Consider the following 25,164-nt stretch of genomic DNA (forward strand, 5'->3'; position numbering starts at 1 on the left):
TCATTTCTTGTCGGTCAGAATTCATTTCCTGTCGGTCAGAATCAATTTCCTGTTGGTCGGAATTGATTTCTTATCGGTCAAAATCGATTTCCTTTCAGTCAGAATCGATTTCTTGTCGGTCGGAATTCATTTCCTGTCGGATAAAATTGATTTCCTGTCGGTCAAAATCGATTTCCTGTTGGTCGGAATCGATTTCTTGTCGGTTAGAATTGATTTCTTATCAGTAAAAATTCATTTTCTGTTGGACAAATCAAAAATCTGAACCTTACAAAGTCGAAACACGTTGTCCTTCTTGCACACTTCTCGCTCCTTCTTTAATGATTTTGTCGCCCTTTTTCAACCCTGAAAGAATTTCCGTAAAGCCGTTTTGTGTTTTCCCTGTGGTGATGACCACCCGCTCAGCCACGTACTGATTTTGCGTATTGGTGCTTTTGGCAAGAAACACATATTGCTCGCCTTTGGCATTTTCCGAAATGATATCAAGAGGCAACAAAATGGCTTCTTTATTCTGATAATCATTCACTTGCAAACGAGCTGTCATATTGGGTTTGATGGCGTTATTTTTGTTGGGCAAACGAATTTCAATTCCAAACGAGCGGTTGGACGGATTGATAAAGTTGGACACTTGACTTACTTTCGTGTCCAACTGCTCCCCCAAAACGGGAATGTCCACCTTCGCCTGTGTTCCTCTTTTTATGTGGGCAATGTACTGCTCAGGCACTTCCGATTCCAGATACATATCCGACAGGTTCACAAGCCGAAGCACAGGCATTCCGGGAGCTACCACCGTTCCCACGTCGGTTATCACATCGTCAATTACCCCTGAAAACGGAGCGTAAATGTTGGCTTTGGCAACCTGCTTTTGCATTTGCTCCACCGCACTTTGCTGTGTTTCGTAAGCCGATTTGGCTTGTAGGTATTGAATTTCCGACCCGATTTTATTTTCCCATAATCGCGATTGACGCTCAAAGGTAGTTTTTGCCAATTCGGCTTGGATTTTAAGTTGTGATAATTGTTGGGAAATTCCACCATCTTGAATCGATGCCAGAAGTTGTCCTCTTTGTACATTTTGACCTTTTTGCACGTATATTCTCTCCAAAACTCCTCCGAATTCGGCATTTAGGGTGATGTTTTGAGTGGTTTTTATCGTTCCTTGCAATTCCAAAAAGTGGTTGAAAAGTGTGTCTCTCACTTCCAAAAGCGATACAAGCACCTGAGCCGAACCCTCTTCGGGAAATTTACTGAGTGAAGCATCAAGCGAAGCGATTTGCGTTTCGAGTTCCTTTATTTGTGCAGAAATTTCATCTCTTTTCTGGCGGATTTCCGATTTTGAACCTTTTGCGATGACTTCTTCCACCGATGGGTTTTTGCTTTCTCCGCACGATGCCAACAATACCAATGCGGAAATAATAAGTTGAATGTTAATGTATTTCATTGTAACTGATTTTATTTGTTGTTTGATTTATTCTTGTTTCTATTTCTTCGTACTTTTGGCTTGAACCAAAAGTTCAAGGCTTTGGATACTCAGCTAAAAATCAATTCATTTTGCTGAAAATCTCCAAACTCGCTAACGCTCGGGCAGTGGAGATTTTCTGTGCTTCATTCATCGATTTTTTAAACGCTTCGTCTCCAATGCCAGTTTATGAGCTTGAAAATGTAATTGTGTTCTTTATAAAAAACTTCACCTATACTGATAAAAAGTTTGAATGAGTTGAAAATATTTTTAAAGGTTCGTTTAGTTCAAATTCCCTGTGCGGGTCGCACCGTTGGTTAATCCAACTTTCGGAATATCCGAGTTTGAGATATTGCTGCAAAGCTCGGTCTATGGAAATTTCGGGGTCTTGCATCTCGTCCAAACGTTCGCTACCTACCTGAGCCAACCAAAGTTTAAAAGGTTCGGCTTTGGGTGAGGGTACAGATTGGATAAGCCTTAGTAATTGTTCGGTATCAGCAACATCGGTTTTGTAATATTTCCCGTCAGAAGAAAGCATTTTCAGTTGACTACAATTTGTAGCCAACTCACTTCCTTCTTTTTTTAAACGTGTTTTTAAAACACTCCAATACTTTCTCGGATTGGGACTTTCTGTTAAAACCTCAATCACATCAACGATGGAAAACCACCATTTTTCTTGTTGCTCGTCCCATTGCGAACGTACTTTTTTCTGTTCAAATATTTTTATGTTATTTTCCATTTTTTACTATTGAGTTTTTTACACGTGATGATATACTTCCTCGAACGGAACGCGGAATCTTTCGCCCCAAATGCCGCCCTCTTTTCGAATGCCACAAGTGATAATCATATTGATTTCTGTATCGGAAGGAAGTTTTAACGCTTTTTTTACCAATTTGCTATCAAATCCTTCTAACGGACAGGTATCGTATTGTTTTTCAGCCATTGCTATCATAAAAGTTTGTACTGCCAATGCACAACTTTTATGTACCACGGTTCGTACTTCGGCTTCGGACACTTGTCTTACTATCGGGCGAAATAGTCCGATGCTTAGCACCATTATTTTGCGAACCCAACCTAACAAACCGAAACATCTGCGATATAAAAAAGGCATCAATTTGCCATAATAGGTTTCTCGGTCTTTTATTCTCTTGGCTTGTCTTTCCGAAGGGCTGTTGCGTTGTACATTGCCTTTTTCAAACTCCAAAATGGCTTTAGCTCTTTCTTTATATAAATCTTGCCGAGTGACGAAAACCACCATTTGCTGAGCGGTTTTTGCGGCACTTTGCGACAAACAGGCTTCGGTTAGTTTCGCCATAACGGATTTATCTGTAATATGATAGGCTTCCCATAGTTGCATATTGGAGCTTGTGGGAGCGAGCTGTGCCAATTCCAAACATTCGCGGACTTTTTCTGTTTCGATAGGTTGGGTTTCGTCATACAAACGCACAGCACGACGGTAGTTTAATATATCTTTTAGGTTCATAATTTTTGTAATTATGTTTTATTTTTGAATTTCAGCCTAAGAATTTCTCCGGGCAATCCGTCAAAATCCTTATATTCCTGATGTTCAAAATGATTGTTTATTAATATCTTCCTCGAAGGAATATTTTTAGGGTCGATAATAGCAAAAAGCTCTTCTATTTGCGGATGATTTTGAGCAAAATCAACCAAATATTTGGCGACTTTTCCTGCGACGCCCTTACCCCAAAATTCGGGTAAAATCATATACCCCAATTCGGCTTCTTTGCTTTCTGATGTTTCAACCTCTAATTTGGTAAATCCTATAAAACAGTGATTTTCAGTATTTATAATTTTAAAAATTCCGAAATCGGGATGTATTTGATTTTTTGTCAATTCCTTTACAAAATCGTTTTTCGCTTCCTCCAACGGAATGGCTCGTTCGGTAATCATCTCCATTACACGAATATCGCCAACCAATTGAAAATAATGCTCAAAATCTTTATCTTCAAATTTACTTAAAATAAAATCCATAGTTTTTACAACAATTTTTCCAATTCCCTTTCCAATTCTTTTTTTTCAGGAAGATATAATTGATATTTGCTTACAAAAAGTTGATTACTAATATTCTCAGTTGCATATTCTACTAAAATATGATCTTTGTACGCTCCTAATACAATGCCTATTGGCTGATTATCTCCCTCTACATTTTCTTCCTTTTGAAAATAATTTAGATATAAATTCATTTGCCCAATGTCTTGGTGATTCACCTCTCCTCTTTTCAAATCTATAAGCACAAAACATTTTAAAATACGATGGTAAAATACCAAATCTACATAAAAATGATTTCCTGAGAGAGAAATTCTGTATTGTCTTTTAACGAAAGTAAATCCTTTTCCTAATTCCATCAAGAAATCTTGTAAATTAGAAATCAATTTACCTTCCAATTCGCTTTCCAAATATTGATGTTGCATCGGAAGATTCAAAAATTCCAAAACATAAGGGTCTTTTAATATATCTTGGGCTTTGTGTATTTCTTGTCCTTTTTCAGCCAATTCCAAGATACCCTTTTTATCTTTGCTCAACGCTAAACGATGAAAAAGCATACTTTTCATTTGTCTTTTAAGTTCCCTTACACTCCAATTGTCTTTTTCAGCCTGAATGGTATAGAATTTAATCGCCAAAGGCTGTTCCGCTTTCAGAATTTCAAAATAATGAGACCAACTCAATTTGTGAGACAATGTCTCACTATTTGGGAAACTTACATATAATTTTCTCATATAAAATAAGTTAGATCTGCTAAATCCTTTCCCATACACAGCAGTTAAGTCTTTTGATAATCGTTCTAAAAGTTCACTTCCATAAGTTGCTTTTTCTTTTCCTTTTTGTTCAAACTCTACAATATATCTACCTATCAACCAATAGGTCTGTACCAAAATTGTATTAACAGAAGTAGCGGCTTGTTCTCTTCCTTTTTTAAGCAAGTTTCCTATTTCTGAAACTAAATTGGTATAACTTGTAGGTTCGATATTCATAATTTTGATTTTTATGCAGAAAACGCTTTTATTCTAAACAAAATTTCATTTTTCGATTTTCTTTAGTCTTTTTAGTTTTTTTGATTTGTCTGTAACGATTTTAAAACTTCTTTTTTATTCAGCACATTAACCATCGATTGCAGAAATTCCTGCTGAGCGGCGTAGAGTTGCAATTGGGCTTGACGCAGGTCGAAACTCGTTGCCAAACCTTCGGTGTATTTGATTTGATTTTTGTTTTCGATGCGTTTTGCCAAATTCAGATTTTCACGCAAAGTATGATGTTCTTCAATGGCAAACTGTAAGTCGCTCAACGCTTTATCGTGTTGCATTTGTAACTGCTGTTTTGCCAAATTCAAATCGTTTTTTGATTTTTCAAGCTCAATTTGAGAGCGTTGCACCTTACTTGAACGCATCCACGAACTGAAAATCGGGATTTCCAAACTCACGCCAAAAAGTGCACTCCCGAACCATCTTTTGTTCGTGTCGAGAAATGAAAATTTATCGTCAAAAGCGTTGTAACTTCCGTTGAGGAAAGCACTCAAACGAGGTAGCGACTGGCTTTTTTCAAACTTCACGAGCAATTCTTGCGAACGCACACTATTGGAAGCAATTTTAAAATCAATATTCGATTCCAAATTAAAATCTGTTTGATTTTCAATACTTTCCGCTACGGTATACGTGATAAGTCCTTCCAGATGGTCTTTCAGTTGTACGCGGTCATCCAAATTCAGCCCCAAAGTAATATTGAGCATTTTTTTAGAAAGTTCGTGCAAACGCTTGGTATTGTTCAGGTTATTGCTGATGTTGGCAAGGGTGATTTGGAGTTGTTCCACATTTTCTTCTTCGCCCAATCCGTTTTCAAAAATGGCTTTGGTTTCGGCGAGATTTTTCTCCAAAACACGTTTGTTTTCTTCTAAAATTCGGATACTTTCTTCCGAAAGAAGTACATTGGCATAAGCATCGACAACGGTTTTTCGCAGTTCGATATCGCTTTTTTGTTTGGAAAGTTCTGAAATCTGTAAATACACCTTAGCACTCTGCAAACCAACGAGATAAGAACCGTCAAAAATCAATTGCGAAAGCGTAGCAGAAGCATTTACGTTTTGCTTGGTTCCGAAAGTGGCTTCGGCAAAGTCGCCTTTTTGTCCTCCGAAAAATTCTGCTGGAATAAGCGTAACTTGTTGTTTTAAAAAGTGTTGATAATCTACTTTGGCATTGATTTGCGGTAATCCGGTGGCTGTGGCTTCCCATTTCTTCTTGCGGGCAGCCTCAATGTCAGCTGCGGCGTTTTTGGATTTTAAATTATTTTCGATGGCAAAGGAAACGGCTTCTTCCAATGAAAATTGATATATTTGAGTTTCTTGCGAAAATCCTGACAATCCACAGAAAATCAGTAAAATAAAAATAAATTTATGATTCATTGTATTTATTATGAATTTTTTAATTGTATGATTTTTAGTTTTTAATTCTTTTTGTCTCTTCTTAAAATTTCTTCCAAGGTGGTAACTCCTTTCGGGGTGGCGATGGCTCGAATGTGATATTCCAAATAACTTGTCGAGATGATATTTTTGTCATAATCCTTGAAAAAGAGCAAATCATTGCCCGATTCAATCATAATGTGTAGGTACAATCGCATCGTAAAATCCAAGTTGATATTCTTTCGGTACATTCCCAATTCGATGCCTCTTTTTAAATTTTCCAGAATTAATCCGCCAACTTCTTGCAATTGCTTGTTTTGTAGCTCTTTGTATATTTTTGGGTAATATTTTTGTAGCTGTTTTTGAGGCGAATTGTTCACAATTACAGGCTGACACGAAAAGAAACGCTCCACTTCGTAAAGTTGCTCAATTGGGTTTTGCCTGTTGGTCATAATTGCTTTGGTTTGCTCGTTGAGTTCCTTGCTAACGTACAGAACCACTGTTTGGATAAGGTCGGTTTTGTCCTTAAAGTGATTGTAAAGCGTTTTTTTGGAAACTCCCGCTTTTCGGGCGATATCGTCCATCGTAACGGATTTGATACCTAAGTCAATCAGAAGGTCACGTGCTATTGTAATGAGTTGTTCTTTTGCCATCGTTCGAATTTTTCAGCGCAAATATACCAAGGAAACTGAAAACGAGACTTTAGTTTCCGCGTTTTAACCTATATTTAACTTTTAACGAAAGCTATGAAAATTACTATATATTTGTGTGTTATATGAAAAGAGAAAGAAGCTGTCCGAAAAGCTGGATTTTTTGTTATATTGTTTAATTAGTTTGATGAAGAATGTTTTAAGCTTAAAAAAAAGGCATTAGTAAAATTTTTATGATTAACTTTGCGAGAAAAGAATGGACTTTGTAGATTTTTTGAGAGAGATGTTGGGTATTACAGATGATTTTGCGATCACTTCGATAGTAAAAGACGAAGAAAATAAGATCATTAAAATTCACTTGAAATACCTTAACACCCATTTTGTTAAAGAAGGAAAGCGTTACAAACTGTATGATACCACCCCCGAGCGAGAGTGGCAACATTTAAATTGGTTTGACTATCGGTGTTACTTGGTTTGCAGTCTACCTCGTTACCTTTCTGAGGATGGTAAGCCTAAGGTTATCGACATCCATTTTGCACCTAAATACAAGGGATACACGCATTTATTCGCCGCCAAAGTCATAGAGACTTTACATAAAGTAAAGGTACAAAACACCGTTGCAGAACTGATGCATACCACCCCATATATGATAAGAAGCATTATGGAATCAGCCGTAGAAAAATCACTTTTGGAACGAGGAGAAGTAAATGATTTAGAGAATGTTAGCTTAGACGAAAAAGCATATTCTCACGGACATAAATACGCTACAATTCTTATCGATAGCGATAAAAATTGTGTAGTAGAAATGACCGAAGGTAGAAAAGAAAAAAATGTAAAAGCCTTGTTTTTCAGTATTAATTCACAAGAAAAACAGCCCTCCCTGAAAAGGGTAAATATGGATATGTGGAAACCTTATATAAACGCCATTAAGGATATAGCTCCTCAAGCGATGATTGTACACGATAAGTTTCATCTATTCAAGAAGTTATCCCAAGCCATTGACAAGACCAGAAGAAAAGAGGTAAAAGAAACCGAATTGCTTAAAGGACAGAAATACACCGTATTAAAGAACGAAGAAAATCGCACAGAAGAGCAACAAAGAGCCTTTGAGCAAATGCTTAGTGAGAATTTACTTACGGCAAAGGCGTGGCAAATACGAGAGAATTTCAAGTATTTATTTGGTTTAAAGGATTGTATATCATTCAATTACGAGCTATGGAAAAATAATGCAATAAGTCAATCCATAACCGCTGTAAATGAAGTGATAAAGACCTTTGATAATCATTTACAAGGGATTATCAATGCGATAGTTACTCAAACATCCAGCGGGAAGCACGAAAATATGAATGGAAAAATACAATCCGTTATTTCAAAAGCAAGAGGATTCTTAAACTTTGAGCGTTTCAGAATAAACACCCTCTTTTACTTCGGTAATCTGAAGTTTAGCTCACAAAAAAATTAGTAATGCCAAAAAATATAAATAATTAACATTCAGAAATTTATTTTAAAAAACTTACACAAATTTATTCAAGTGGGAGAATATTTTTTAAATAACAACTCTTCGGACAATCCTATTTTTAATTCTAATATTTTTTACAGCATTTTCAAATCTTTAATTACCTTAAACGCTATATCTATCTGACTTTCAGGAACTACAATTGTAAACTCATTAGATGTTGAAATCACCTCATTCATAGTAACTCCTTCCCATGCCAATCTCTGGAAAATAAAGTAGTAAATACCTGGAATTGAAACGTTTTCTTCTGGAAGTTTTACGCTTATGGAACCTAAATTACTATATTTATGAGTACATCTTTCTGTGCTAAACACAGTTTCAACAATAGGCTCTACTGAATTACTAACAATCAAACTAATTTCATTTACCCCGCGCGAGGAAGCGTAGAACACGTCCTTCGTATTTTGAATTTGTCGCAACAACTCAGATTGATTATTTAACAGAGTTTCAGAAACTAAAAAAGTGTAGTCCGTCAGATTAGAACGAACAATAATCTCACCTATATTCTTAAGAACCTTAACAATGCGGTGTGTCGAACGAAATTCCATATCTGTAGAAAGTCGTTTGAGTGCCATAACGATAGCACCATTGCGCACTTCCCTACTGGTTGTATCAGTTTGAATTTCTTTACGAATGATACGAGCCAGCGAAGTCAAATTGATAATCCCTTGTGATAGAGCCGTCTGCAAGAATGGTTTTGATTTTATATAATTCTCTACGGCAGATGAAACGGTTTTCATTAGTACATAATTTTAAGTTCACACTATTATTTCGTTACAAAATTACAATAAAAAAAATCTTTGTAACAATATAAGTTTATTTTTTTTTGCTAAAATTTTAAAAACCTATAAAATATCTTTTCTTTTTGAATTATTAACCAAAGCAATCATAAATAAAATCCTTATTTTTTCTGAAATCATCATCAGTTTTTCTATATTAAAATCTAAAGCATTTTTATGAAATCCTCTTCACTGATCATCGGAATGCCTAAACTTTCAGCTTTCTGCTTTTTACTTGGCCCCATGTTGTCACCCACAATCACATAGCTTGTTTTAGAAGAAATTGACGAACCTACCTTTCCTCCATTTTGTTCAATGATGTTTTTCAACTCATCACGAGAATGTAAATGAAATACCCCTGAAACCACAAACGTGAATCCTTTAAGCTTTTCAGTTTGATTTGCCAGACTTTCTTCAGATAATGAAAATTGTAAATTATAGGATTTTAGTCGTTTGACAATATTTTTATTCTGTTCATTGTCAAAAAATTGAACTACACTTTCAGCTATGCGAACACCTATTTCATCTACTTGCATAAGTTCTTCGAGTGTGGTTTTTTCTAAGTTATCAATCGTTTTATAGTGCCGAGCCAATTTTTTAGCCACCGTTTCACCCACGTAACGGATTCCTAAAGCAAAAAGCACTCGCTCAAAAGGAACTTCTTTTGATTTTTCTATACCCTTGATAATATTTTCAGCACTTTTGGATGCCATTCGTTCCAATGGCAAAAGTTTTGATACTGTAAGCTCATACAAATCTGCGTAATTCTCAATTAGTTTTGAACGAAATAGCAACTCTATAGTTTCTCCACCTAAACCTTCGATATCCATGGCTTTACGCGAGATGTAATGTTGAATTCTGCCTGTAATTTGAGGAGGACAACCTTCAACATTAGGGCAATAGTGCTGTGCTTCACCTTCGTTACGTATCAATTCAGACTGACATTCAGGACAATGTGAAATATAAGTTGTTATCATAGAGCCTGAGGGACGCTTATCAAGCGCTACTCCTACGATTTTCGGAATGATTTCACCGCCTTTTTCTACAAAAACCGTATCTCCGACACGAATATCTAACTTTTCTATTTGGTCGGCATTGTGCAAGGATGCTCGTTTTACGATAGTTCCCGCCAACAATACAGGGGTGAGATTTGCTACAGGAGTAATGGCTCCTGTCCGCCCGACTTGGTACGAAATACTTTCTAAGGTAGTTGTCGCTTGTTCAGCCTTAAATTTATATGCCATTGCCCAACGTGGTGATTTTGAGGTGTATCCCAACTCTTCTTGCAGAGCTATATCGTTGACCTTGACCACCACACCGTCAATTTCATATGGCAAATCATGGCGGTGTACATCCCAATAGTTAATAAAGTCCATTACCTCATCGGTGGAATGACATAATTTTGATTCTTTGGGAACTTTAAAACCCCAGGAACGAGCCTTTTCCAAACCTTCATATTGTGTTTTTATATTTACACTACCAACTAATGCATACAGTAAACAATCCAATGGGCGTTTCGCTACTTCAGAGGTATCCTGCAATTTCAGACTGCCACTTGCCGTATTCCGAGGGTTCATGTAAGGATCTTCCCCTGCTTCGATACGTTCTTTATTCATTTCTTCAAATCCTTTTTTAGGTAAGATAATTTCTCCACGAATATGGAAACGCTCTGGGAAATCGTTTTGCAAAACCAACGGTACGCTCTTAATTGTACGTACATTTGCAGTAATTTCATCGCCTTGAAAACCATCTCCGCGTGTAGTAGCTTGGGTTAGTTTCCCTTTCTCATAAAGCAAATCAACCGAAGCTCCGTCATATTTCAATTCACAAGTAAAAGAGAGGTTCTGACTCCCTAATAGCTTAATGATACGTTTTTCCCACTCTTCCAAATCTTCTTTTGAATAAGAATTATCCAAAGAATACATCCGAAATTCATGTGTGATAGTATTGAAATTTTTAGTAATAGTCCCACCCACACGAACTGTTGGCGAATTAGAATCGAAGAATTCAGGATGTTGATTTTCTAACAACTGTAATTCCTTCAATTTTTGATCAAACTCGTAATCAGAAATAATTGGATTGTCCAATACATAATAATTATAATTATGCTGATTAAGTTCGTTTCTAAGCTGTTCTATTTGATTTTTGACGTCCATTTATTGAGATTATTAAGCCACAAATGTAGTGTTTTTTTTACATCAATGAAATTTTCAAACGCAATTAACGTACGAAAAACAAAAGAGACTATTCTTGTTGGGAACAGTCTCTTTTTCATATTTTTTATCGCGTAGTTTTATTTCAGTTCTACGATAATAAATTCACTTCGGCGATTTGCTTGGTGTTCTTCTTCAGAACATGAAACACCATCCGAACAACCATTAACTAACTGAGTTTCTCCATATCCTTTTCCTGTGATACGACTCTTATCTATTCCGTTATCAATAATCCATTTTACGGTGGATTTTGCTCTTCTGTCGGACAATGACAAGTTATAAGCATGTGACGCCCTGCTGTCAGTATGTGAACGGACATCAATTTTCATATTCGGATATTCTTTCATAACTTCAAGAACCTTAGCTAATTGCACCGCAGCATCAGGACGAATATTCGATTTATCTAAATCAAAATAAATATTATCTATATGAAGTACTTTTGCTAAATCCGTACCTTCTCCAACCTTAACCACACGCGGTTTCAATAGAATCTCATAATAAATTTCTTTATCTTTTCCTGCTACTACATTGACCTCTGCTGTTTCAAATCCTTCTTTTTCTCCTTTTAAGTAGAAGTGTGCGTCTGTGCAGTTTATGGATTCATCATCGAAAAGGAAAGCTCCTTTTGAATCTGCCTGTTTAGAACCCAACAACGCCATATCTTTATTTGATAAAGTCACCTTAGCATCAGGAATAATTTCATTGGTTTCTTGATTTTTTACAATTCCACGCATAGTTCGTGTACATACAAATCGTAGCGGTGTATGTTCATAAAAGGAATAAATATCATCTTTGCCTTTTCCTCCTGGACGATTTGAAGTCAAAAATCCTATCTTTTTATCACTGTCAATTACAAAACAAAAATCATCATCGGCACTATTTCCAGGTCTTCCAATGTTGATTGGTTTTGAAGTTGTTCCATTGTCATACAGCTTAACCGCAAAAATATCCAAACCTCCCAAACCTGGAAAACCATTTGATGAATAGTACAGAACATTATCATCGGAAACAAATGGGAAAGACTCACGCCCTGTGGTATTAATCACATTTCCTAAATTCTCAGGTTTTCCATAGCCATCTTTGAGTATTTGGACACGAAATATATCAGAATTTCCTAATGTTCCTTTCATATCTGAAGCAAAGTATAAATACTTCCCATCAGGGCTTAACGCTGGATGTGCAACACTATGAACATTACTATTGAAAGGCATCTCAATCACATTGCCCCACTTACCGTTAGCATCTTTAGTCGCTCGTAAAATTTTTAAGAGAATAGTATTTTCACTATTCATCCCCACTTTTTTATTCACATAATTATTACGTGTGAAATAAACGGTATTGCCATCCTTAGTAAAGACAGCCGTAGATTCGTTGAATTTTGTATTAATATCCGATGAGAAAAGTGATTTTTTATCAAGAGAAATGCTGTCGCGAGAAGCCTCATATAAATCGTAAAAACTCTCGCCTGTCCATTGTGAAGTTTGCTTGAACATACTGCTATTACTCGCTGCAAAAATAACCTTATCTCCACCATAGAACGCAGCTCCATACTCTGAATGCTCTGTGTTGATATCCGTATGATACAAATCCATACGATTCGAATTATCTTTGATAATCTCTTGATAATTCCTGTTCTCTTGGAATAATACCGCTCTTGTATCATTCGCATCTGTCAACTCAACAAACTTAACCATCATCCTATCAGCCTCATCATAACGATCTGCCGATTTTAACGAAAGTGAATAACGATAGTAATATTCTGGCTTTAACTTATACTCCGGATTGGCAAACAATTGCTCATACCAAACCAATGCTGCCGTATAATCAGCATTGAAATAATACGAATTACCCAAACGCTCCAACAACTCCTGATTCACAAAACCCTTCTTAGCTATACTTTCGTATATCTTAATAGCATCTACATAAGCATAATTCTGATACAAATCATTCGCCTTCTGTAATTCCTTTTCCTGTGCAAAAATATTTGCCGTTATTCCTAATAATAGAAAAAACAATAATTTATGGTATATTTTCATAGTATGATTACCTTCAAGATTTAAACTTTAATTAGAAGAAACGCGGAGACACAACCTTTTTGTACATCTTCACCAATTCATAGCGTAAAAAGATTTCATGAGAACCTGAGTTGTAACGAGAAAGTTCTGTAGTCTCAAAATCATAACCGTAGCCTATAAACCAACGATCATTCACCTGAAAACCTGCCATCAAACTCACTGCAGCTGACCAACGCCAAGCAGCTCCAAACACAAAACGCTCATTAAACATGAAATTTGCAGATACATCCAACTGCAAAGGAGCTCCATAAGACATCTTTGACAATACAGCAGGTTTGAACTTGATATTATCACTCAAGTCAAAAACATATCCCCCTATCAAATAAAAATGTTGAGTGTTTTTCAATACAGAAACCCTACGATCCTTTGACTCGTAAATCTCTGTCTCCAACAAATTAGGAACCGAAAAACCTATGTAATACTTATCCGAATACCAAAAAACACCCGCTCCTACATTCGGTGAAAATATAGTACTATTCTCCGAAAAATGTGTGTCTGATGGATCGTACAAACGAAGTTTATTATAATCCAAACTAAAAATCTCTGCTGTACCCTTTAAACCAAAAGCTAACTTCGAATTATCAAAATTCAAAGTATACGAGAAATCTAACATAAAACTCGTATTGGTTTGTGGCCCTATTGCGTCATAGAACAACGAGTACCCCAAACCCACGTTTCGCAAACGCTCCTGAGGAGCATGATAACTAATCCCTCCACTGCGAGGAGCTCCATCCAAACCAATCCACTGCGCTCGGAATATACCAAAAAAACTATCAACACCACGAGACCCCGTATATCCCGGATTAAACATCATCGTGTTGTACATGTATTGTGTGTACTGTGATTCTTGTTGAGCGAATCCTAATGCACACAGAAAGAACATACACAAAGCTACTAACTTATTCTTCTTCATATAACTAAATTAAAAGTTCATCCCTCTCTTTACATGTCAAAACTATGCGTTAGACATGAATTTGACATAAGACATGTCAAACGGAGGCAAAAATACGTTTTTTATTGCGTACTTACAAGAAAAACGAATTATTTTTAGAAGTAAAAATTTCTTTTTCTTGCTGATTATCTTCATTTTAAATTTTATGTCGGAAATATCTCTTAAAGAAGGCATTCTTCTTTCTTCTAATTTTTGTAACTTTGCAAGACAAAACATGTAAAAATACTGATACATATGATCATACACCACTTAGGCGAAAAGCCTTCGATTTTAAATCGCTTCGTAGCCGAATTACGAGATGTGAACGTTCAAAAAGATCGTATGCGTTTTCGTACGAATTTAGAACGTATAGGAGAAATTCTATGCTATGAAATGAGTAAATTTTTACAGTACAAATCAGAAATCGTAACGACTCCATTGGGTGAGAAAAAAGTAGAAATCCCTAAAGACGACGTGGTTATATGCTCCATTTTACGAGCAGGATTAGCACTTCATCAAGGACTTATGAACTATTTTGACAATGCTGACAACGCTTTCATTTCTGCCTACCGCAAACACACCTCTGAAACAGATTTTGATATTTTAGTGGAATATTTAGCTTCTCCTTCCTTAGAAAATAAAATTCTTTTTTTAGCTGACCCTATGCTTGCTACAGGTCGCTCATTTGTAAACGTTTACAACGCACTCAATTCCCTGGGAAAACCCAAAGAAATACATTTGTTTGCTGTTATTGGTGCTCAAGAAGGAATAGATTACTTAGAAAAAAACTTCCCCGAGGACACTCACCTGTGGATTGCCACCACTGATCCCAAACTAAATGAAAAAGGATACATCATTCCAGGATTGGGAGATGCAGGTGATTTAGCTTTCGGATATAAAATGCAACAATAATACCACCAAAGGAATGGTTAACAGTGACCACAAAACGGTTTCTTTTAGCCATTTTTTTGTTATTTTTTCAACATAAAGGGCAAACAATATCGAAAGGGGCGTGAATATAAAGACCGGTTCCTTTGAAAAAAAGGTTACAATCAGACCTACAGACAAAATCTGTACAATCAATTGACTGCTTCCGCTATGGTATTTATTCTTAAAAAAATAGACCAGCAATGATGTTATGAGTATGAATCCCATTAAAATTAGCGAAAATAACATGGGTGGGTGCAATGCCTTTTGATACGAAAAATCCCATAAATCTCCTGTTGAAGGAACTGTAAAGGTAAGATCCAATACCAAAAACATTGCAGATGATAAAATTCCAACACAAAAAATAGCAAAAAAAGGAATTAACCAATATTTTTTCTTTTTAGAACGGTACAAAAGAAGTGAAATCCATACGTTTAGCAAAAAAAACAAAGCATAAACATTGAATAACCCCGCACAAAGTATCAAAAATGAGACATCAAATATCTTTTGAGGAATATTTCTTTCATTTTTCAATGATAACATCCGCCATATTGCAATAGTTATAAGTAAATTGGAAGCTAAAATAAGCAAATTAGTATACGCAGTAGGAAAAAGAATCACGAATACCCCAAAAAACAATAATGAATAGGAGTTTCCTTGAGTCAATTCATTCCAACGATCAATTTTATTTAAAAAATACAATGTAACATACAGTAAAGAAGCTACTCCAATGATTCTGAAAACATGCCATACATTCCAAATGGTATCGAAAATAAAAAACTCGTAGAGCAATTGTCCAAAAATTACTGCTAAGATTACCGCTAACAAATTGGCGGGTTTTCTATTTTCAAATCTATTAGAAATCATTTTCAATCAATTAGTTAGATACCGTAATTTGATTCCCCGAAACGGACACATTGTAGTTCAACAACGGATAGCTACGTTCCGATGACGCCACCATAACGCTGCCATTCACCAAGTTATAAACCGAACCATCACAAGGGCATATCACAAAAATGTACGCATTGGAATTATTTGTACAGATTTGAAACCTCTCTCCCTCCTTCGAAGCACAATACAATCGATCGCAAGCTGACGGATATTGATTCGGACAAGCTGCCTCCCATGCTACATACCGATTATTGCTAACGTGCGTTACAAAAACACCCTTAAGTCCAATCTCTGAAATATAGATAGTATTCTGTGGATACTTCAATGAGTTATATACAGGCAGATTCAAATTTATGGTATAAGAAAACCTACTTTCAGGCAAATACGGATTACGTTCAATTTTAGATTTTGTACACGCAAAAAGCACTACAAAAACAAACCAAACGCTCATCAAAATAAAAGTAACCTTTCTTATTTTTCTCATACACATCAAAATCTATATCCCATTCCAATGGAAATATACGAATTTTTAAAATTATTCGTGGAACTTATGTTCATTTTTTTTAACGATTCATTGGAACTATCCGCAATATTTGTCAATCCTTGATTGAATCGTGCTTCAACGAAATAACCTGAAGAAGTAGTGTACTTCAGTCCGATACCGAGCGATAAGTCAAAGTTATCGAATGCTTTCTCAACAATCACTTCTTCCTCGTTCTTTTTGTACGAAAATTTTGATTTTTTAGCCAAAAAATTAAACTGTGGCCCCACTTGAGCGCTAAGTCTTTCATAAACTTTCATTCCTAACAAAACTGGAACTGAAATATAATCTAATGCAACGTTTACACCACTTCCTGCAACATTTACAGTTCCCCCTATGCGAGTATAGAGTCCCTCTGTTTGTACGAAAAACAAGTTCGACAAAGGAAAATCGATCGTAACTCCACCGTAAAAACCGTGATATCTGGAAAGTTCAACCCCAGGATTTACATCTCCACTTAATGAAGCATAATTGTATCCTCCTTTAATCCCTACATACTGTGCTTTTGCCTGTTGGAAAAATAATCCAATAAATAGCAAAAATAATATTTTTTTCATATTCATATATTTTTTAGTTAAACATCATATTTTTTTAGTTGAAATAATTTTAACGGGACATACCTTTTGAGCCTCTGCACAATTTTCATAAATACTATCATCGTGCGATTTGAGTGTGAAAAACCCCTTCTTCTCTGTAGAGCGAAGCAAAACACTTTTTCCGTCTTTCTTCGACATTTGGAACTGCTCCGGAGCTACTTCCACACAATAATTACACCCAATGCATTTATCACGCTGTAAGGTTACTACTACCATTATTTATTTATCTTTAAATTGTGTTATAAAAGTACGATGATATTTTTTCGTGTCAGGCTGTTTTTTTTGTCAAGCTGAGCGAAGTCGAAGCTCTATAATCACGAGGCTTCGACTTCGCTCAGCCTGACAGAGTTGTTTGCTTTTTTCTATATTACAATTATTGAAAGCTTCGCTCATATACTTGCTTTTGAGACTTTGCTCAGCTTAGTAGGAAAAATCCGTTTTTTATTCCCATCATACTTTATTCATTTTCCAATTTTATAAATCAACTTATTTAGAAAATTTCTTTAAGAAAACAAATCATCTTATATTTGAACCCGTATTTTGTCTTTTCTAAAAATACGTTAGCTTCTTACAAATTTCCCGAGAGCTTCCAAAAGTTGTGGACGGTCTTCAAGGGCGATTTTAGCCACTTTATGGAACTTCGATACCCATTTATCGAGGGTTTCAAAGGCTTTGTTTTTGTCTCGGGTAGCTTGTTGGCTTTCTCCTTTTTCTTGCAGATAGGTAGCGTAGGCTTTTTCTACTTCGGGGAGTTCTTGAAGCTGATTTTTGACATCTTGTTCGTTGATTTTTAGTTGTTTTAGTGGCGTAAGAAGATTGGGGGTGGTATCCAAAAGCTGATAAAACGCTCTCATTTCTTCCATAGCTGCGGCGATGGCTCGGGCAGCACTTCCTTTGAGTTTAAGCTGACGAAGAGCTTCTTCGTTGTCCTCAAAGACGATACGTGCCTTTTTGCGATGTGTACTATATTTTTTCTGTACGTTTTGATATTTTTCCTGAAAAGCCAATGACGCCGATGTCTCTTCGCGTGTTTCTTTTATATTGGCATCGAATGTTTTACGAGCCTCATCGTAAAGGGCTTTTCCTTCAGCGATTTTGGCATCGTCGTAGCCGTATTCTGCTAATTCTGTTTTCAAATCGCCCTCTTTGGACAGATTTTCAAACATCGCTCCAAAATTCTGAAGCATTTGTTCGTTAGATAGATAATATGTTTTCATTTTTTAGTGTTTTTACAATTATTTTCCTATTCTTTGAATTCTTTTTATGTTTTGGAGTCTCCCTTTGCTATTTTAATACTTCGGAAGGCTTTTTAGTCGTACATCTGTTTATTTTAGTTCTACATCGACTTATTAAAATGCTTCGGAGAGTTTTTTAGTGGTGCTTTGGGTTGTTTTACTGCTCCGAAGGGTGTCTTGTTAACTTTGACAAGGTTTAGTTACAATTGGTGTGAAATTGGTTATCCACTCATTAAATTTGAGTGTCTGATACCATAACTTTGCTTCCTCCGAATTTCAAATTGTTTTCCAAAAGATTAAAAAATTATTTTATATTTTCTATATTCTTTGAGTCACTATTATAAGAGCATTCTAATCGGTTTGTTTTTTGCTTAAAATCTACTTTTTTTCGTTTCATTTTATTTTCAAAGTTTTGTAATTTGGTATTTGTTTTAGGCAATCCATTTAACGAAATTACAAAAGCATATTTTTTTGGATAACCGTACGAAAAATCATTTATGCTTTGTTCTAATTGAGAAAAAGCATCTTCCGTATTACGTCCTTTGAGTTCTACAAAAATTTCTATTTCATCTTCTTTGAAAAAATAATAATCACAACATTTAGGCTCTTCTCCTTTTGGAACAACACCATTATCTATCCGCACTTTATAAAAATCATTGGCATTTTTTAGAACAAATTCCCTTCCATTTTCCTTACAAGTAGCAATGCTTCCACAACTATTTTTATGTACATCTTTAATTTCCCTCTTCTTCATACTTAATATCCAATAATTTTGAAAACTCTTCGCTTATTTCTTCCGAAAGACTATCCAAGTAATCGCCATTTATCAGATTTTCATCTTCATAAATAGCAGGTTTTACAATTCCTTTTTCTATTGAAAATACACCTATTTGCTCCATAGTCAGCCAATATGCTTTCGGAATAATTTTATTTATTTCCTCCTCTTTTTCAGGTTTCAATTTTGCTATTTCACCTGCCAATAGCAAATTATTAAGAGAGGTTAAAATATACGGACTATGTGTTGCGAAAGCCAATCGGGTAGTACAATTTTCTTGTTTGTTTTCTACAAAACAGTCTTTTACTAAACGATTTATCAATCTTCTTTGTGCAGCGGGAAATAAAGAGAGTTCAGGTTCTTCTATGAAGATGGAGAGGTTTTTAGCATTATTAAAGATTTTCCCTGTCTTTCCACCACCTAACCCTCTTCGTTTATTTTCATTTTGTAAGACTTCATTAAAATCATATCTTTGTGATATATAATTAACAATTAACTCCAAGAAAGAGGCATTTTTAGTTCCACTAGAAGCATTTTTAAATTTCATTTCAAAATCATCACCTTTAACGAAATATTCCGAATGAAACTCTGCTTTCTTTTCAAATAAAGTCAATTTCGTAGCTTCTATAAAAAAATCTTTCTTTTGTTTAATAGCATTTTTAAAATTAAAAAAAGTATCTTCTAAATGATACGGAATTTCCATATTTAAGCTAAAATCTTGATTGAAAATATTAGGCAAAATCCCTCTATTTTCACTTAAAAAAATAACTTTATCAAAAGTAGTATCGTAACATTTTGTAACTTCAAATTTTCCATTTTTTAGTTGGTATTTAGCACAACCTAAATCAAAAACAATTTCTGTTTTCTCAGAAATAAACTCTTCTATCTCGCTTGTTTGTAGATTCTTAAAGAAAATATTCTTATTTATTTCTTCTTGGAAAAAATTTGCCAAATTATTCTGCTTATGCACCCAACGAAGAAGCGACATTAATTTCAAAATGGCACTTTTCCCACTACCTGACTCACCTATAAAAACCATTAGTGGTTTTATTTCGATGTCCAATTCTTTTATTGGTCCAAAGTTTTTTAAATATAATCTTTCCGTTGTTTCCATTTTTATAAATTAATTTTTACTTCTTCAACTGTACTTATAATTCCTAATCATCAGCATATTTGTCAATAATAGAGAATTCACTTCTCACTTCGCAAACTCCGTAGCTACAATCTTATATAATTTATCCGACAGACGAATTCTGAAATCGGTTTTGATGGTGCAAGAATCGCCTTTCGTTGCTGTTTGTGCAGGAGCGTCATTGACCATCATATTTTCCAAAACAAACTCCTGTACGCCTGTGGTAGGCCCTGTAATGAGGAGTTTGTCGCCCACTTTAATATCGTAGGCTTCGATGAGAAATTCCGCAATCCCCGATTTTGGGAAATAGTGCTTTCCTTGCCCCACATACACCTTTTTCTGTGTAGCATTTGACCCCGGATTCTCGCTCCATTCTCCCAATTTTTGCCCCAAATAATATCCACTCCAAAATCCTCTGTTGTAAACGGTTGAAAGAGCTTCCATCCATTTTTCAACCTTTTCTTTTGAATATGTCCCCTCGTAATACGCATCGATGGCTTCACGATAGGTTTTTATGACAGTCGCCACATATTCGGGAGCTCTTCCGCGTCCTTCAATTTTGAGTACTTTGGCTCCTGCGTCAATCACTTGGTCGAGGAAGTCAATCGTACACAAATCTTTGGGCGACATCATATATTCATTATCAATTTCGATTTCAAAACCGCTTTCTTGGTCGATTACGGTGTATTTTTTTCGGCAATTTTGCTTACACGCCCCTCGATTTGCTGATGAATTATGCGAATGCAAACTCAAATAGCATTTTCCTGAAACCGCCATACACAACGCTCCGTGACCGAAAATCTCGATTTCTACCAAATTCCCTGACGGACCTTTAATTTGCTCCCTTTGGATTTGCTCAGCGATTTTCTTTACCTGCCTAAGGCTTAATTCACGACTCATTACCATTGTATCGGCAAACATTGCATAAAAACGCACCGTTTCGATGTTTGTAATATTGATTTGGGTAGAAATATGCACTTCCATACCAATTTGACGAGCATAGGCGATAACTGCTTGATCCATAGCAATCACTGCGGTTAAGTTTGCCTTCTTTGCAGCGTCGAGCAAGGTTTTTATGATGGATAAATCGTGGTCGTATATGATTGTGTTTAAGGTAAGATAGGTACGGATACCTTTTGGGTGGCAACGTTTTGCAATTTCGTCCAAATCATCAATGGTGAAATTGATACTTGCTCTTGCCCTCATATTCAGCTGGTCAACTCCAAAATATACCGAATCAGCACCATTGTCAATAGCTGCTTGTAACGATTCGAAATTTCCTGCGGGAGCCATCAGCTCTATTTTTCCTGAATTTGTCATAAATGTGATTGAAAGTTAGCGAGTGCAAAGATAAAAAATTTTTATTTATACGATTTTTTTCATACATTTGATTTTTAAAAATATATGTATGAAACAATTAATTATATATTTTCTATTCGGTTACAGTCTTGGAGTCAACGCTCAAATTCTTACCGAAAAAGCACCTCCAGAATTCATAAAAACAATTATTTTTAAGGCTTCAGAAAATGATAAAAGCCAATTCCCAATTGTGCGACTCAATGAAATGTTTACTCTACAGTTCGACGACTTAAGTGGTGATGAGGAAACATATTACTATAAAATTACGCATTGCAACGCCGACTGGACAGCCTCCAATTTGCTAAAAAGCGAATATATTAAGGGGATGGATGAGCAACCTCTACGCCCCGAAAGCAATTCGTACGCAACTTTGCAATCCTACTCTCACTATCGACTTAATTTGCCCAATGATTTGACAAAAATTACCCTTACAGGCAATTATCTTCTTTCTATTATTGACAAATTTGGAACGGAATTATTCTCCCGTAGATTCGTAGTTTACAATCCATTAGTAAGCATTCAATCCGAAATCAAACGCACACGCGACTTACAATATTTCGACACCAAACAAGTGGTGCAATTCTCCATCAAAGAATTGGGGTTACATCTGCAAGATCCTACATCAAATGTTAAAGTAGCTGTCTTGCAAAACTATTGCTGGAATAATGCTATTACGAATCTCAAACCTCAGTTCACAATAGGGCGAGAACTTATTTACAAACACGATCTTGAAAGTGCTTTTGATGGAGGTAATGAATATTTTTACTTTGACAGTAAAGAGTTACGTGTAACCTCAGGTGCTACGTATCAAATATTCCAAAACAAACTGTTTGAACACGTTCTATTTGGAAATATAAGCCGTGCGAATCGGGTTTACACCTACAATCCTGATATCAACGGAGATTTTCTAATAAACACATTGGACGGACGCAACCCGGATAACGAAGCGGATTACGTCTGGATACATTTTTCATTAGAATTACCCGCCTCTTTCGGCAAAAAAGAAGTATACGTATACGGAAAATTCTCCAATTATGAGCTTTTAGACATTTACAAACTTACTTACAATGAAGAAAAAAGAATTCATCAAGGAAAAATCCTGCTAAAACAAGGATTTTATAACTATAAATTTGCTACAAAAGAGCAAAACGAAGAAAATTTTAATGAAATTGGCGGGAATTTTCAACAAACAGAAAATAATTATACCATTTTAGTCTATTACCGAGCTCCTAACGCTCTTTATGATCAAGTGATCGGACTTGGAGGAGCTAATAGTAGTAATATCTCAAGGTAAAGTGGATATATTTTCGGTATAATGTCTAAAAATTAAGCTATTTTTTAGACGATTGTTTCTAATGGATATTTTAAAGTTCAATTTTCAGTTGTGATTTTGGTTTTTATTTCAAAAGTATTTTTCTTGCTGTATCTGTAAAACGGAAACAAACTTTGCTGGAAAGTAGCTTGTCAGGAACACAAAAATATTTGAAACTCTACAGACCTCTTTTTCTGAAAATAATAAAGGCTTTGCAATTTCTCGCAAAGCCTTTGTTTTTTTAAAGAGGTGTTCCTTCCTTGGTTTTAAAACGGTATTCAAGATAGGAGTATGCATCGCGGTGCATTACCCTCACCCACCGTTTGTATTTTAAAAACCATTTAAAGCGTATTGACATTAGTCCGTGGGTAATATACGCTGCAATAAAAGGATGTGCATTTAGCACAATGCTACCCTTATAGGTACTCTCTTTAATGATTCTTTCAAGTTCTATGTTGATTTTGTCAACTAAAACAATAGGTGCTTCAATTTCACCTTCTTTACTCGGATTTTCTTCCTTGGTTTTGATGTTTAGTTCTTGGCGTACTCGCTGACGCGTAATCTGTATTAACCCAAATTTACTTGGAGGTAATATTTTGTGTTTTGCCCTATCTTCCGACATTTCTTGTCGTAGATGATCAAAAAGAATCTTTCGGTTATCCGTATTGGACATATCAATAAAATCAACAACGATGATACCTCCCATATCACGTAAACGCAGTTGCCTTGCAATCTCTGTTGCTGCAATTAAATTTACTGCTAAAGCCGTAGATTCTTGATTATCAGCTTTGTTAGAGTGATTTCCACTATTGACATCAATAACGTGTAGTGCTTCAGTATGTTCAATCACCAAATAAGCTCCTTTGCTCATTGAAACGGTTCGTCCGAAAGCCGTCTTAATTTGTCGTTCAATATGGAACTTTTCGAAAATGGGAACTGAAGAACGGTACAGTTTTACGATACTTTCTTTTTCAGGGGCAATCTCTTGAACATATTTGATAACTTGCTCATAGAGAGTCTCGTTATCCACCTGAATTCCTGTGAAAGAATCGTTGAACATATCTCGCAAAATAGCTCCTGTTCTACTGATTTCGCTCATCACCTTGGATGGGAAAACAGCCTTGTTAATTTTTTTACACATCAAAACCCATCGGTTGAATAAACCCTGTAAGTCCTTATCCAGTTCCGCTACCTTTTTACCTTCTGCTACGGTGCGTACAATTACGCCAAAGCCTTTAGGTTTAATGCTTTGCAGAAGTCGTCGTAGTCGTTCTTTTTCGGTTTTGCTTTCAATTTTCTGTGAGATAGAAATTCTATCAGAAAAGGGTACTAACACCAAATAGCGCCCTGCGATGGACAATTCAGAACTGATACGAGGACCTTTGGTCGAAATCGGTTCTTTTACAATTTGAACCAAAATGGGTTGTCCTGCTTTCAAAACATCTACTACTGCTCCATCTTTATTAATATCAGGCTCTAAAGGAAAGTCTTTTAAAGAATAATCTTTTAATTTTCCTGAAATAATCATCTTGACAAATTTTTGTAAAGACGAAACCTGAGGACCTAAGTCCAAATAATGCAAAAATGCATCTTTTTCGTGACCTACATCCACAAAAGCGGCATTCAACCCAGGAATTGGTTTTCGGATTTTGGCAAGCATGATATCCCCCACACCTACACCATTAGCATCCTCTTCTTTGTGGAGCTCAATGAGCCTTCCTTCTTTAAGCAAAGCAAAATCGACATAAGAGGAACCTGAACGAATGATTAGTTCTTTATTCACTCTGTTTGGATTTTTTTGTTAAACTACTACATTGTTTATGAGTGATTTAATTTCATAAACTATTTTTTCAATGAACGTTTTTACATAAGACAGAAAAAGTAGTTAAAAACTACTTTTTCTTTTTGTGACGGTTAGCTCTCGCTCTTTTTTTACGTTTGTGGTTAGCAACTTTATGTCTTTTTCTTTTTTTTCCGCTTGGCATAGCTTAATGTATTTAATTAGTTTAAAATTATTTCTTTTTTCCTGATTTTACTTTTACTTTTGTTTTTACACCATCAACAAACACTTTTGCAGGTTTGAATGAAGGGATGTTGTGAGCAGGGATTTTAATAGTTGTATTTTTAGAAATATTACGTCCTGTTTTCTCAGCTCTTGTTTTGATAACAAAACTTCCAAAACCTCTCAAATACACGTTGTTCCCACTTTCCAACGATGCTTTCACTTCATCCATAAAGTTCTCAACCGTTGATTGAACGTCGTTTTTATCAAGACCTAACTTATCAGCGATCTTTGATACGATTTCTGCTTTTGTCATTTTATATTTCTTTTTAAATATTAATATTTTAACTTATTCGGACTGCAAAT

23 protein-coding genes and 1 pseudogene are annotated in these 25,164 nt (G+C 35.6%); 3 read left to right on the forward strand and 21 right to left on the reverse strand.

All coding sequences use genetic code 11. The features are described from left to right. Positions 1-265: 265 nt before the first annotated feature. The 7 genes and pseudogenes from CGC52_RS03975 to CGC52_RS04005 form a co-directional block, all read right to left on the reverse strand. Positions 266-1,435 (reverse strand): efflux RND transporter periplasmic adaptor subunit, encoded by a 1,170-nt coding sequence (locus tag CGC52_RS03975; RefSeq protein WP_095893492.1) that lies wholly within the window; start codon positions 1,433-1,435, stop codon positions 266-268. Between the two features lie 328 nt (positions 1,436-1,763). Continuing rightward, positions 1,764-2,192: pseudogene (locus CGC52_RS03980) on the reverse strand (Bro-N domain-containing protein); the annotation flags it as partial. Positions 2,193-2,210: 18 nt separating this feature from the next. Further along, entirely contained in the window at positions 2,211-2,936 is a 726-nt protein-coding gene (locus CGC52_RS03985; RefSeq protein ID WP_095893493.1) for a nitroreductase family protein, read from the reverse strand. A gap of 11 nt (positions 2,937-2,947) precedes the next feature. After that, positions 2,948-3,445, reverse strand: coding sequence for a GNAT family N-acetyltransferase (locus CGC52_RS03990; protein WP_095893494.1), 498 nt, complete (start codon positions 3,443-3,445; stop codon positions 2,948-2,950). A gap of 5 nt (positions 3,446-3,450) precedes the next feature. Further along, a complete protein-coding gene (locus CGC52_RS03995; protein ID WP_095893495.1) occupies positions 3,451-4,446 on the reverse strand; it encodes a YhcG family protein in 996 nt (331 codons plus the stop codon). Positions 4,447-4,517: 71 nt separating this feature from the next. Beyond that, positions 4,518-5,867: a TolC family protein gene (locus CGC52_RS04000; RefSeq protein WP_095893496.1), complete on the reverse strand. Its 1,350-nt coding sequence runs from the start codon at positions 5,865-5,867 to the stop codon at positions 4,518-4,520. Positions 5,868-5,908: 41 nt separating this feature from the next. Then, a complete protein-coding gene (locus CGC52_RS04005; RefSeq protein WP_095893497.1) occupies positions 5,909-6,517 on the reverse strand; it encodes a TetR/AcrR family transcriptional regulator in 609 nt (202 codons plus the stop codon). 253 nt (positions 6,518-6,770) lie between these two features. Here CGC52_RS04005 and CGC52_RS04010 point away from each other — a divergent pair, with 253 nt between their 5' ends. Continuing rightward, positions 6,771-7,976 carry an ISL3 family transposase gene (locus CGC52_RS04010; RefSeq protein WP_095893498.1) on the forward strand — a complete coding sequence of 402 codons (1,206 nt, stop codon included), beginning with the start codon at positions 6,771-6,773 and terminating at the stop codon, positions 7,974-7,976. Between the two features lie 131 nt (positions 7,977-8,107). Here the strand turns inward: CGC52_RS04010 and CGC52_RS04015 are convergent, their stop codons facing one another. The 4 genes from CGC52_RS04015 to CGC52_RS04030 form a co-directional block, all read right to left on the reverse strand. After that, the gene (locus CGC52_RS04015) at positions 8,108-8,770 is read right to left on the reverse strand and encodes an aspartate kinase (RefSeq protein WP_042009567.1); all 663 of its coding nucleotides are present in this window, start codon (positions 8,768-8,770) and stop codon (positions 8,108-8,110) included. 203 nt (positions 8,771-8,973) lie between these two features. Further along, the gene (ligA, locus tag CGC52_RS04020) at positions 8,974-10,965 is read right to left on the reverse strand and encodes an NAD-dependent DNA ligase LigA (RefSeq protein WP_095893499.1); all 1,992 of its coding nucleotides are present in this window, start codon (positions 10,963-10,965) and stop codon (positions 8,974-8,976) included. 137 nt (positions 10,966-11,102) lie between these two features. Further along, a complete protein-coding gene (locus tag CGC52_RS04025; protein ID WP_095893500.1) occupies positions 11,103-13,058 on the reverse strand; it encodes an OmpA family protein in 1,956 nt (651 codons plus the stop codon). A gap of 31 nt (positions 13,059-13,089) precedes the next feature. Then, the gene (locus CGC52_RS04030) at positions 13,090-14,010 is read right to left on the reverse strand and encodes a type IX secretion system membrane protein PorP/SprF (protein ID WP_095893501.1); all 921 of its coding nucleotides are present in this window, start codon (positions 14,008-14,010) and stop codon (positions 13,090-13,092) included. A 273-nt stretch (positions 14,011-14,283) separates the two neighbouring features. On the opposite strand from CGC52_RS04030, the gene upp reads away from it, so the two are divergent. Next, the gene (upp, locus tag CGC52_RS04040; RefSeq protein WP_042344448.1) at positions 14,284-14,940 is read left to right on the forward strand and encodes a uracil phosphoribosyltransferase; all 657 of its coding nucleotides are present in this window, start codon (positions 14,284-14,286) and stop codon (positions 14,938-14,940) included. Here the strand turns inward: upp and CGC52_RS04045 are convergent. The 8 genes from CGC52_RS04045 to CGC52_RS04080 all read right to left on the reverse strand — a co-directional run bounded on the left by CGC52_RS04045 (position 14,911) and on the right by CGC52_RS04080 (position 21,445). After that, positions 14,911-15,822: a DUF6427 family protein gene (locus CGC52_RS04045; RefSeq protein ID WP_095893503.1), complete on the reverse strand. Its 912-nt coding sequence runs from the start codon at positions 15,820-15,822 to the stop codon at positions 14,911-14,913. The genes upp and CGC52_RS04045 overlap by 30 nt on opposite strands. 10 nt (positions 15,823-15,832) lie before the next feature. After that, entirely contained in the window at positions 15,833-16,330 is a 498-nt protein-coding gene (locus tag CGC52_RS04050) for a hypothetical protein (protein WP_231550006.1), read from the reverse strand. Positions 16,331-16,335: 5 nt separating this feature from the next. Beyond that, complete coding sequence (locus tag CGC52_RS04055; protein WP_157908992.1) at positions 16,336-16,944, reverse strand: porin family protein; 609 nt, start codon at positions 16,942-16,944, stop codon at positions 16,336-16,338. A gap of 24 nt (positions 16,945-16,968) precedes the next feature. Beyond that, positions 16,969-17,199: a ferredoxin gene (locus CGC52_RS04060; RefSeq protein WP_042008246.1), complete on the reverse strand. Its 231-nt coding sequence runs from the start codon at positions 17,197-17,199 to the stop codon at positions 16,969-16,971. A 344-nt stretch (positions 17,200-17,543) separates the two neighbouring features. Further along, entirely contained in the window at positions 17,544-18,200 is a 657-nt protein-coding gene (locus CGC52_RS04065) for a hypothetical protein (RefSeq protein WP_042345923.1), read from the reverse strand. A gap of 322 nt (positions 18,201-18,522) precedes the next feature. Then, positions 18,523-18,972: a hypothetical protein gene (locus tag CGC52_RS04070; protein WP_095893505.1), complete on the reverse strand. Its 450-nt coding sequence runs from the start codon at positions 18,970-18,972 to the stop codon at positions 18,523-18,525. Beyond that, positions 18,953-20,107, reverse strand: a complete 1,155-nt coding sequence (locus CGC52_RS04075; protein ID WP_095893506.1) for an AAA family ATPase — start codon at positions 20,105-20,107, stop codon at positions 18,953-18,955. The genes CGC52_RS04070 and CGC52_RS04075 overlap by 20 nt, the downstream gene beginning before the upstream one ends. Positions 20,108-20,191: 84 nt before the next feature. Then, on the reverse strand, positions 20,192-21,445 hold the full coding sequence (locus tag CGC52_RS04080) for a peptidase U32 family protein (RefSeq protein ID WP_013996163.1): 1,254 nt from the start codon (positions 21,443-21,445) through the stop codon (positions 20,192-20,194). 88 nt (positions 21,446-21,533) lie between these two features. Between CGC52_RS04080 and CGC52_RS04085 the strand changes: the two genes are divergently transcribed. Then, positions 21,534-22,778 carry a DUF5103 domain-containing protein gene (locus tag CGC52_RS04085; protein ID WP_095893507.1) on the forward strand — a complete coding sequence of 415 codons (1,245 nt, stop codon included), beginning with the start codon at positions 21,534-21,536 and terminating at the stop codon, positions 22,776-22,778. A 259-nt stretch (positions 22,779-23,037) separates the two neighbouring features. On the opposite strand, the gene CGC52_RS04090 is transcribed toward CGC52_RS04085, so the two are convergent. Both CGC52_RS04090 and CGC52_RS04095 read right to left on the reverse strand, forming a co-directional pair. After that, complete coding sequence (locus tag CGC52_RS04090) at positions 23,038-24,579, reverse strand: Rne/Rng family ribonuclease (RefSeq protein ID WP_042008256.1); 1,542 nt, start codon at positions 24,577-24,579, stop codon at positions 23,038-23,040. 229 nt (positions 24,580-24,808) lie between these two features. Beyond that, positions 24,809-25,114: an HU family DNA-binding protein gene (locus CGC52_RS04095; RefSeq protein WP_042008258.1), complete on the reverse strand. Its 306-nt coding sequence runs from the start codon at positions 25,112-25,114 to the stop codon at positions 24,809-24,811. Between the last annotated feature and the right edge of the window lie 50 nt (positions 25,115-25,164).

Origin of the sequence: Capnocytophaga sp. H2931, assembly GCF_002302535.1 — a bacterium.
Lineage (GTDB): Bacteria > Bacteroidota > Bacteroidia > Flavobacteriales > Flavobacteriaceae > Capnocytophaga > Capnocytophaga canis.

Bases quoted from the DNA above. Each gene is read 5' to 3' on its own strand.
- CGC52_RS03975 (WP_095893492.1), bottom strand. From the start codon at position 1,435: ATGAAATACATTAACATTCAACTTATTATTTCCGCATTGGTATTGTTG.
- CGC52_RS03985 (WP_095893493.1), bottom strand. From the start codon at position 2,936: ATGAACCTAAAAGATATATTAAACTACCGTCGTGCTGTGCGTTTGTAT.
- CGC52_RS03990 (WP_095893494.1), bottom strand. From the start codon at position 3,445: ATGGATTTTATTTTAAGTAAATTTGAAGATAAAGATTTTGAGCATTAT.
- CGC52_RS03995 (WP_095893495.1), bottom strand. From the start codon at position 4,446: ATGAATATCGAACCTACAAGTTATACCAATTTAGTTTCAGAAATAGGA.
- CGC52_RS04000 (WP_095893496.1), bottom strand. From the start codon at position 5,867: ATGAATCATAAATTTATTTTTATTTTACTGATTTTCTGTGGATTGTCA.
- CGC52_RS04005 (WP_095893497.1), bottom strand. From the start codon at position 6,517: ATGGCAAAAGAACAACTCATTACAATAGCACGTGACCTTCTGATTGAC.
- CGC52_RS04010 (WP_095893498.1), top strand. From the start codon at position 6,771: ATGGACTTTGTAGATTTTTTGAGAGAGATGTTGGGTATTACAGATGAT.
- CGC52_RS04015 (WP_042009567.1), bottom strand. From the start codon at position 8,770: ATGAAAACCGTTTCATCTGCCGTAGAGAATTATATAAAATCAAAACCA.
- ligA (WP_095893499.1), bottom strand. From the start codon at position 10,965: ATGGACGTCAAAAATCAAATAGAACAGCTTAGAAACGAACTTAATCAG.
- CGC52_RS04025 (WP_095893500.1), bottom strand. From the start codon at position 13,058: ATGAAAATATACCATAAATTATTGTTTTTTCTATTATTAGGAATAACG.
- CGC52_RS04030 (WP_095893501.1), bottom strand. From the start codon at position 14,010: ATGAAGAAGAATAAGTTAGTAGCTTTGTGTATGTTCTTTCTGTGTGCA.
- upp (WP_042344448.1), top strand. From the start codon at position 14,284: ATGATCATACACCACTTAGGCGAAAAGCCTTCGATTTTAAATCGCTTC.
- CGC52_RS04045 (WP_095893503.1), bottom strand. From the start codon at position 15,822: ATGATTTCTAATAGATTTGAAAATAGAAAACCCGCCAATTTGTTAGCG.
- CGC52_RS04050 (WP_231550006.1), bottom strand. From the start codon at position 16,330: ATGAGAAAAATAAGAAAGGTTACTTTTATTTTGATGAGCGTTTGGTTT.
- CGC52_RS04055 (WP_157908992.1), bottom strand. From the start codon at position 16,944: ATGAAAAAAATATTATTTTTGCTATTTATTGGATTATTTTTCCAACAG.
- CGC52_RS04060 (WP_042008246.1), bottom strand. From the start codon at position 17,199: ATGGTAGTAGTAACCTTACAGCGTGATAAATGCATTGGGTGTAATTAT.
- CGC52_RS04065 (WP_042345923.1), bottom strand. From the start codon at position 18,200: ATGAAAACATATTATCTATCTAACGAACAAATGCTTCAGAATTTTGGA.
- CGC52_RS04070 (WP_095893505.1), bottom strand. From the start codon at position 18,972: ATGAAGAAGAGGGAAATTAAAGATGTACATAAAAATAGTTGTGGAAGC.
- CGC52_RS04075 (WP_095893506.1), bottom strand. From the start codon at position 20,107: ATGGAAACAACGGAAAGATTATATTTAAAAAACTTTGGACCAATAAAA.
- CGC52_RS04080 (WP_013996163.1), bottom strand. From the start codon at position 21,445: ATGACAAATTCAGGAAAAATAGAGCTGATGGCTCCCGCAGGAAATTTC.
- CGC52_RS04085 (WP_095893507.1), top strand. From the start codon at position 21,534: ATGAAACAATTAATTATATATTTTCTATTCGGTTACAGTCTTGGAGTC.
- CGC52_RS04095 (WP_042008258.1), bottom strand. From the start codon at position 25,114: ATGACAAAAGCAGAAATCGTATCAAAGATCGCTGATAAGTTAGGTCTT.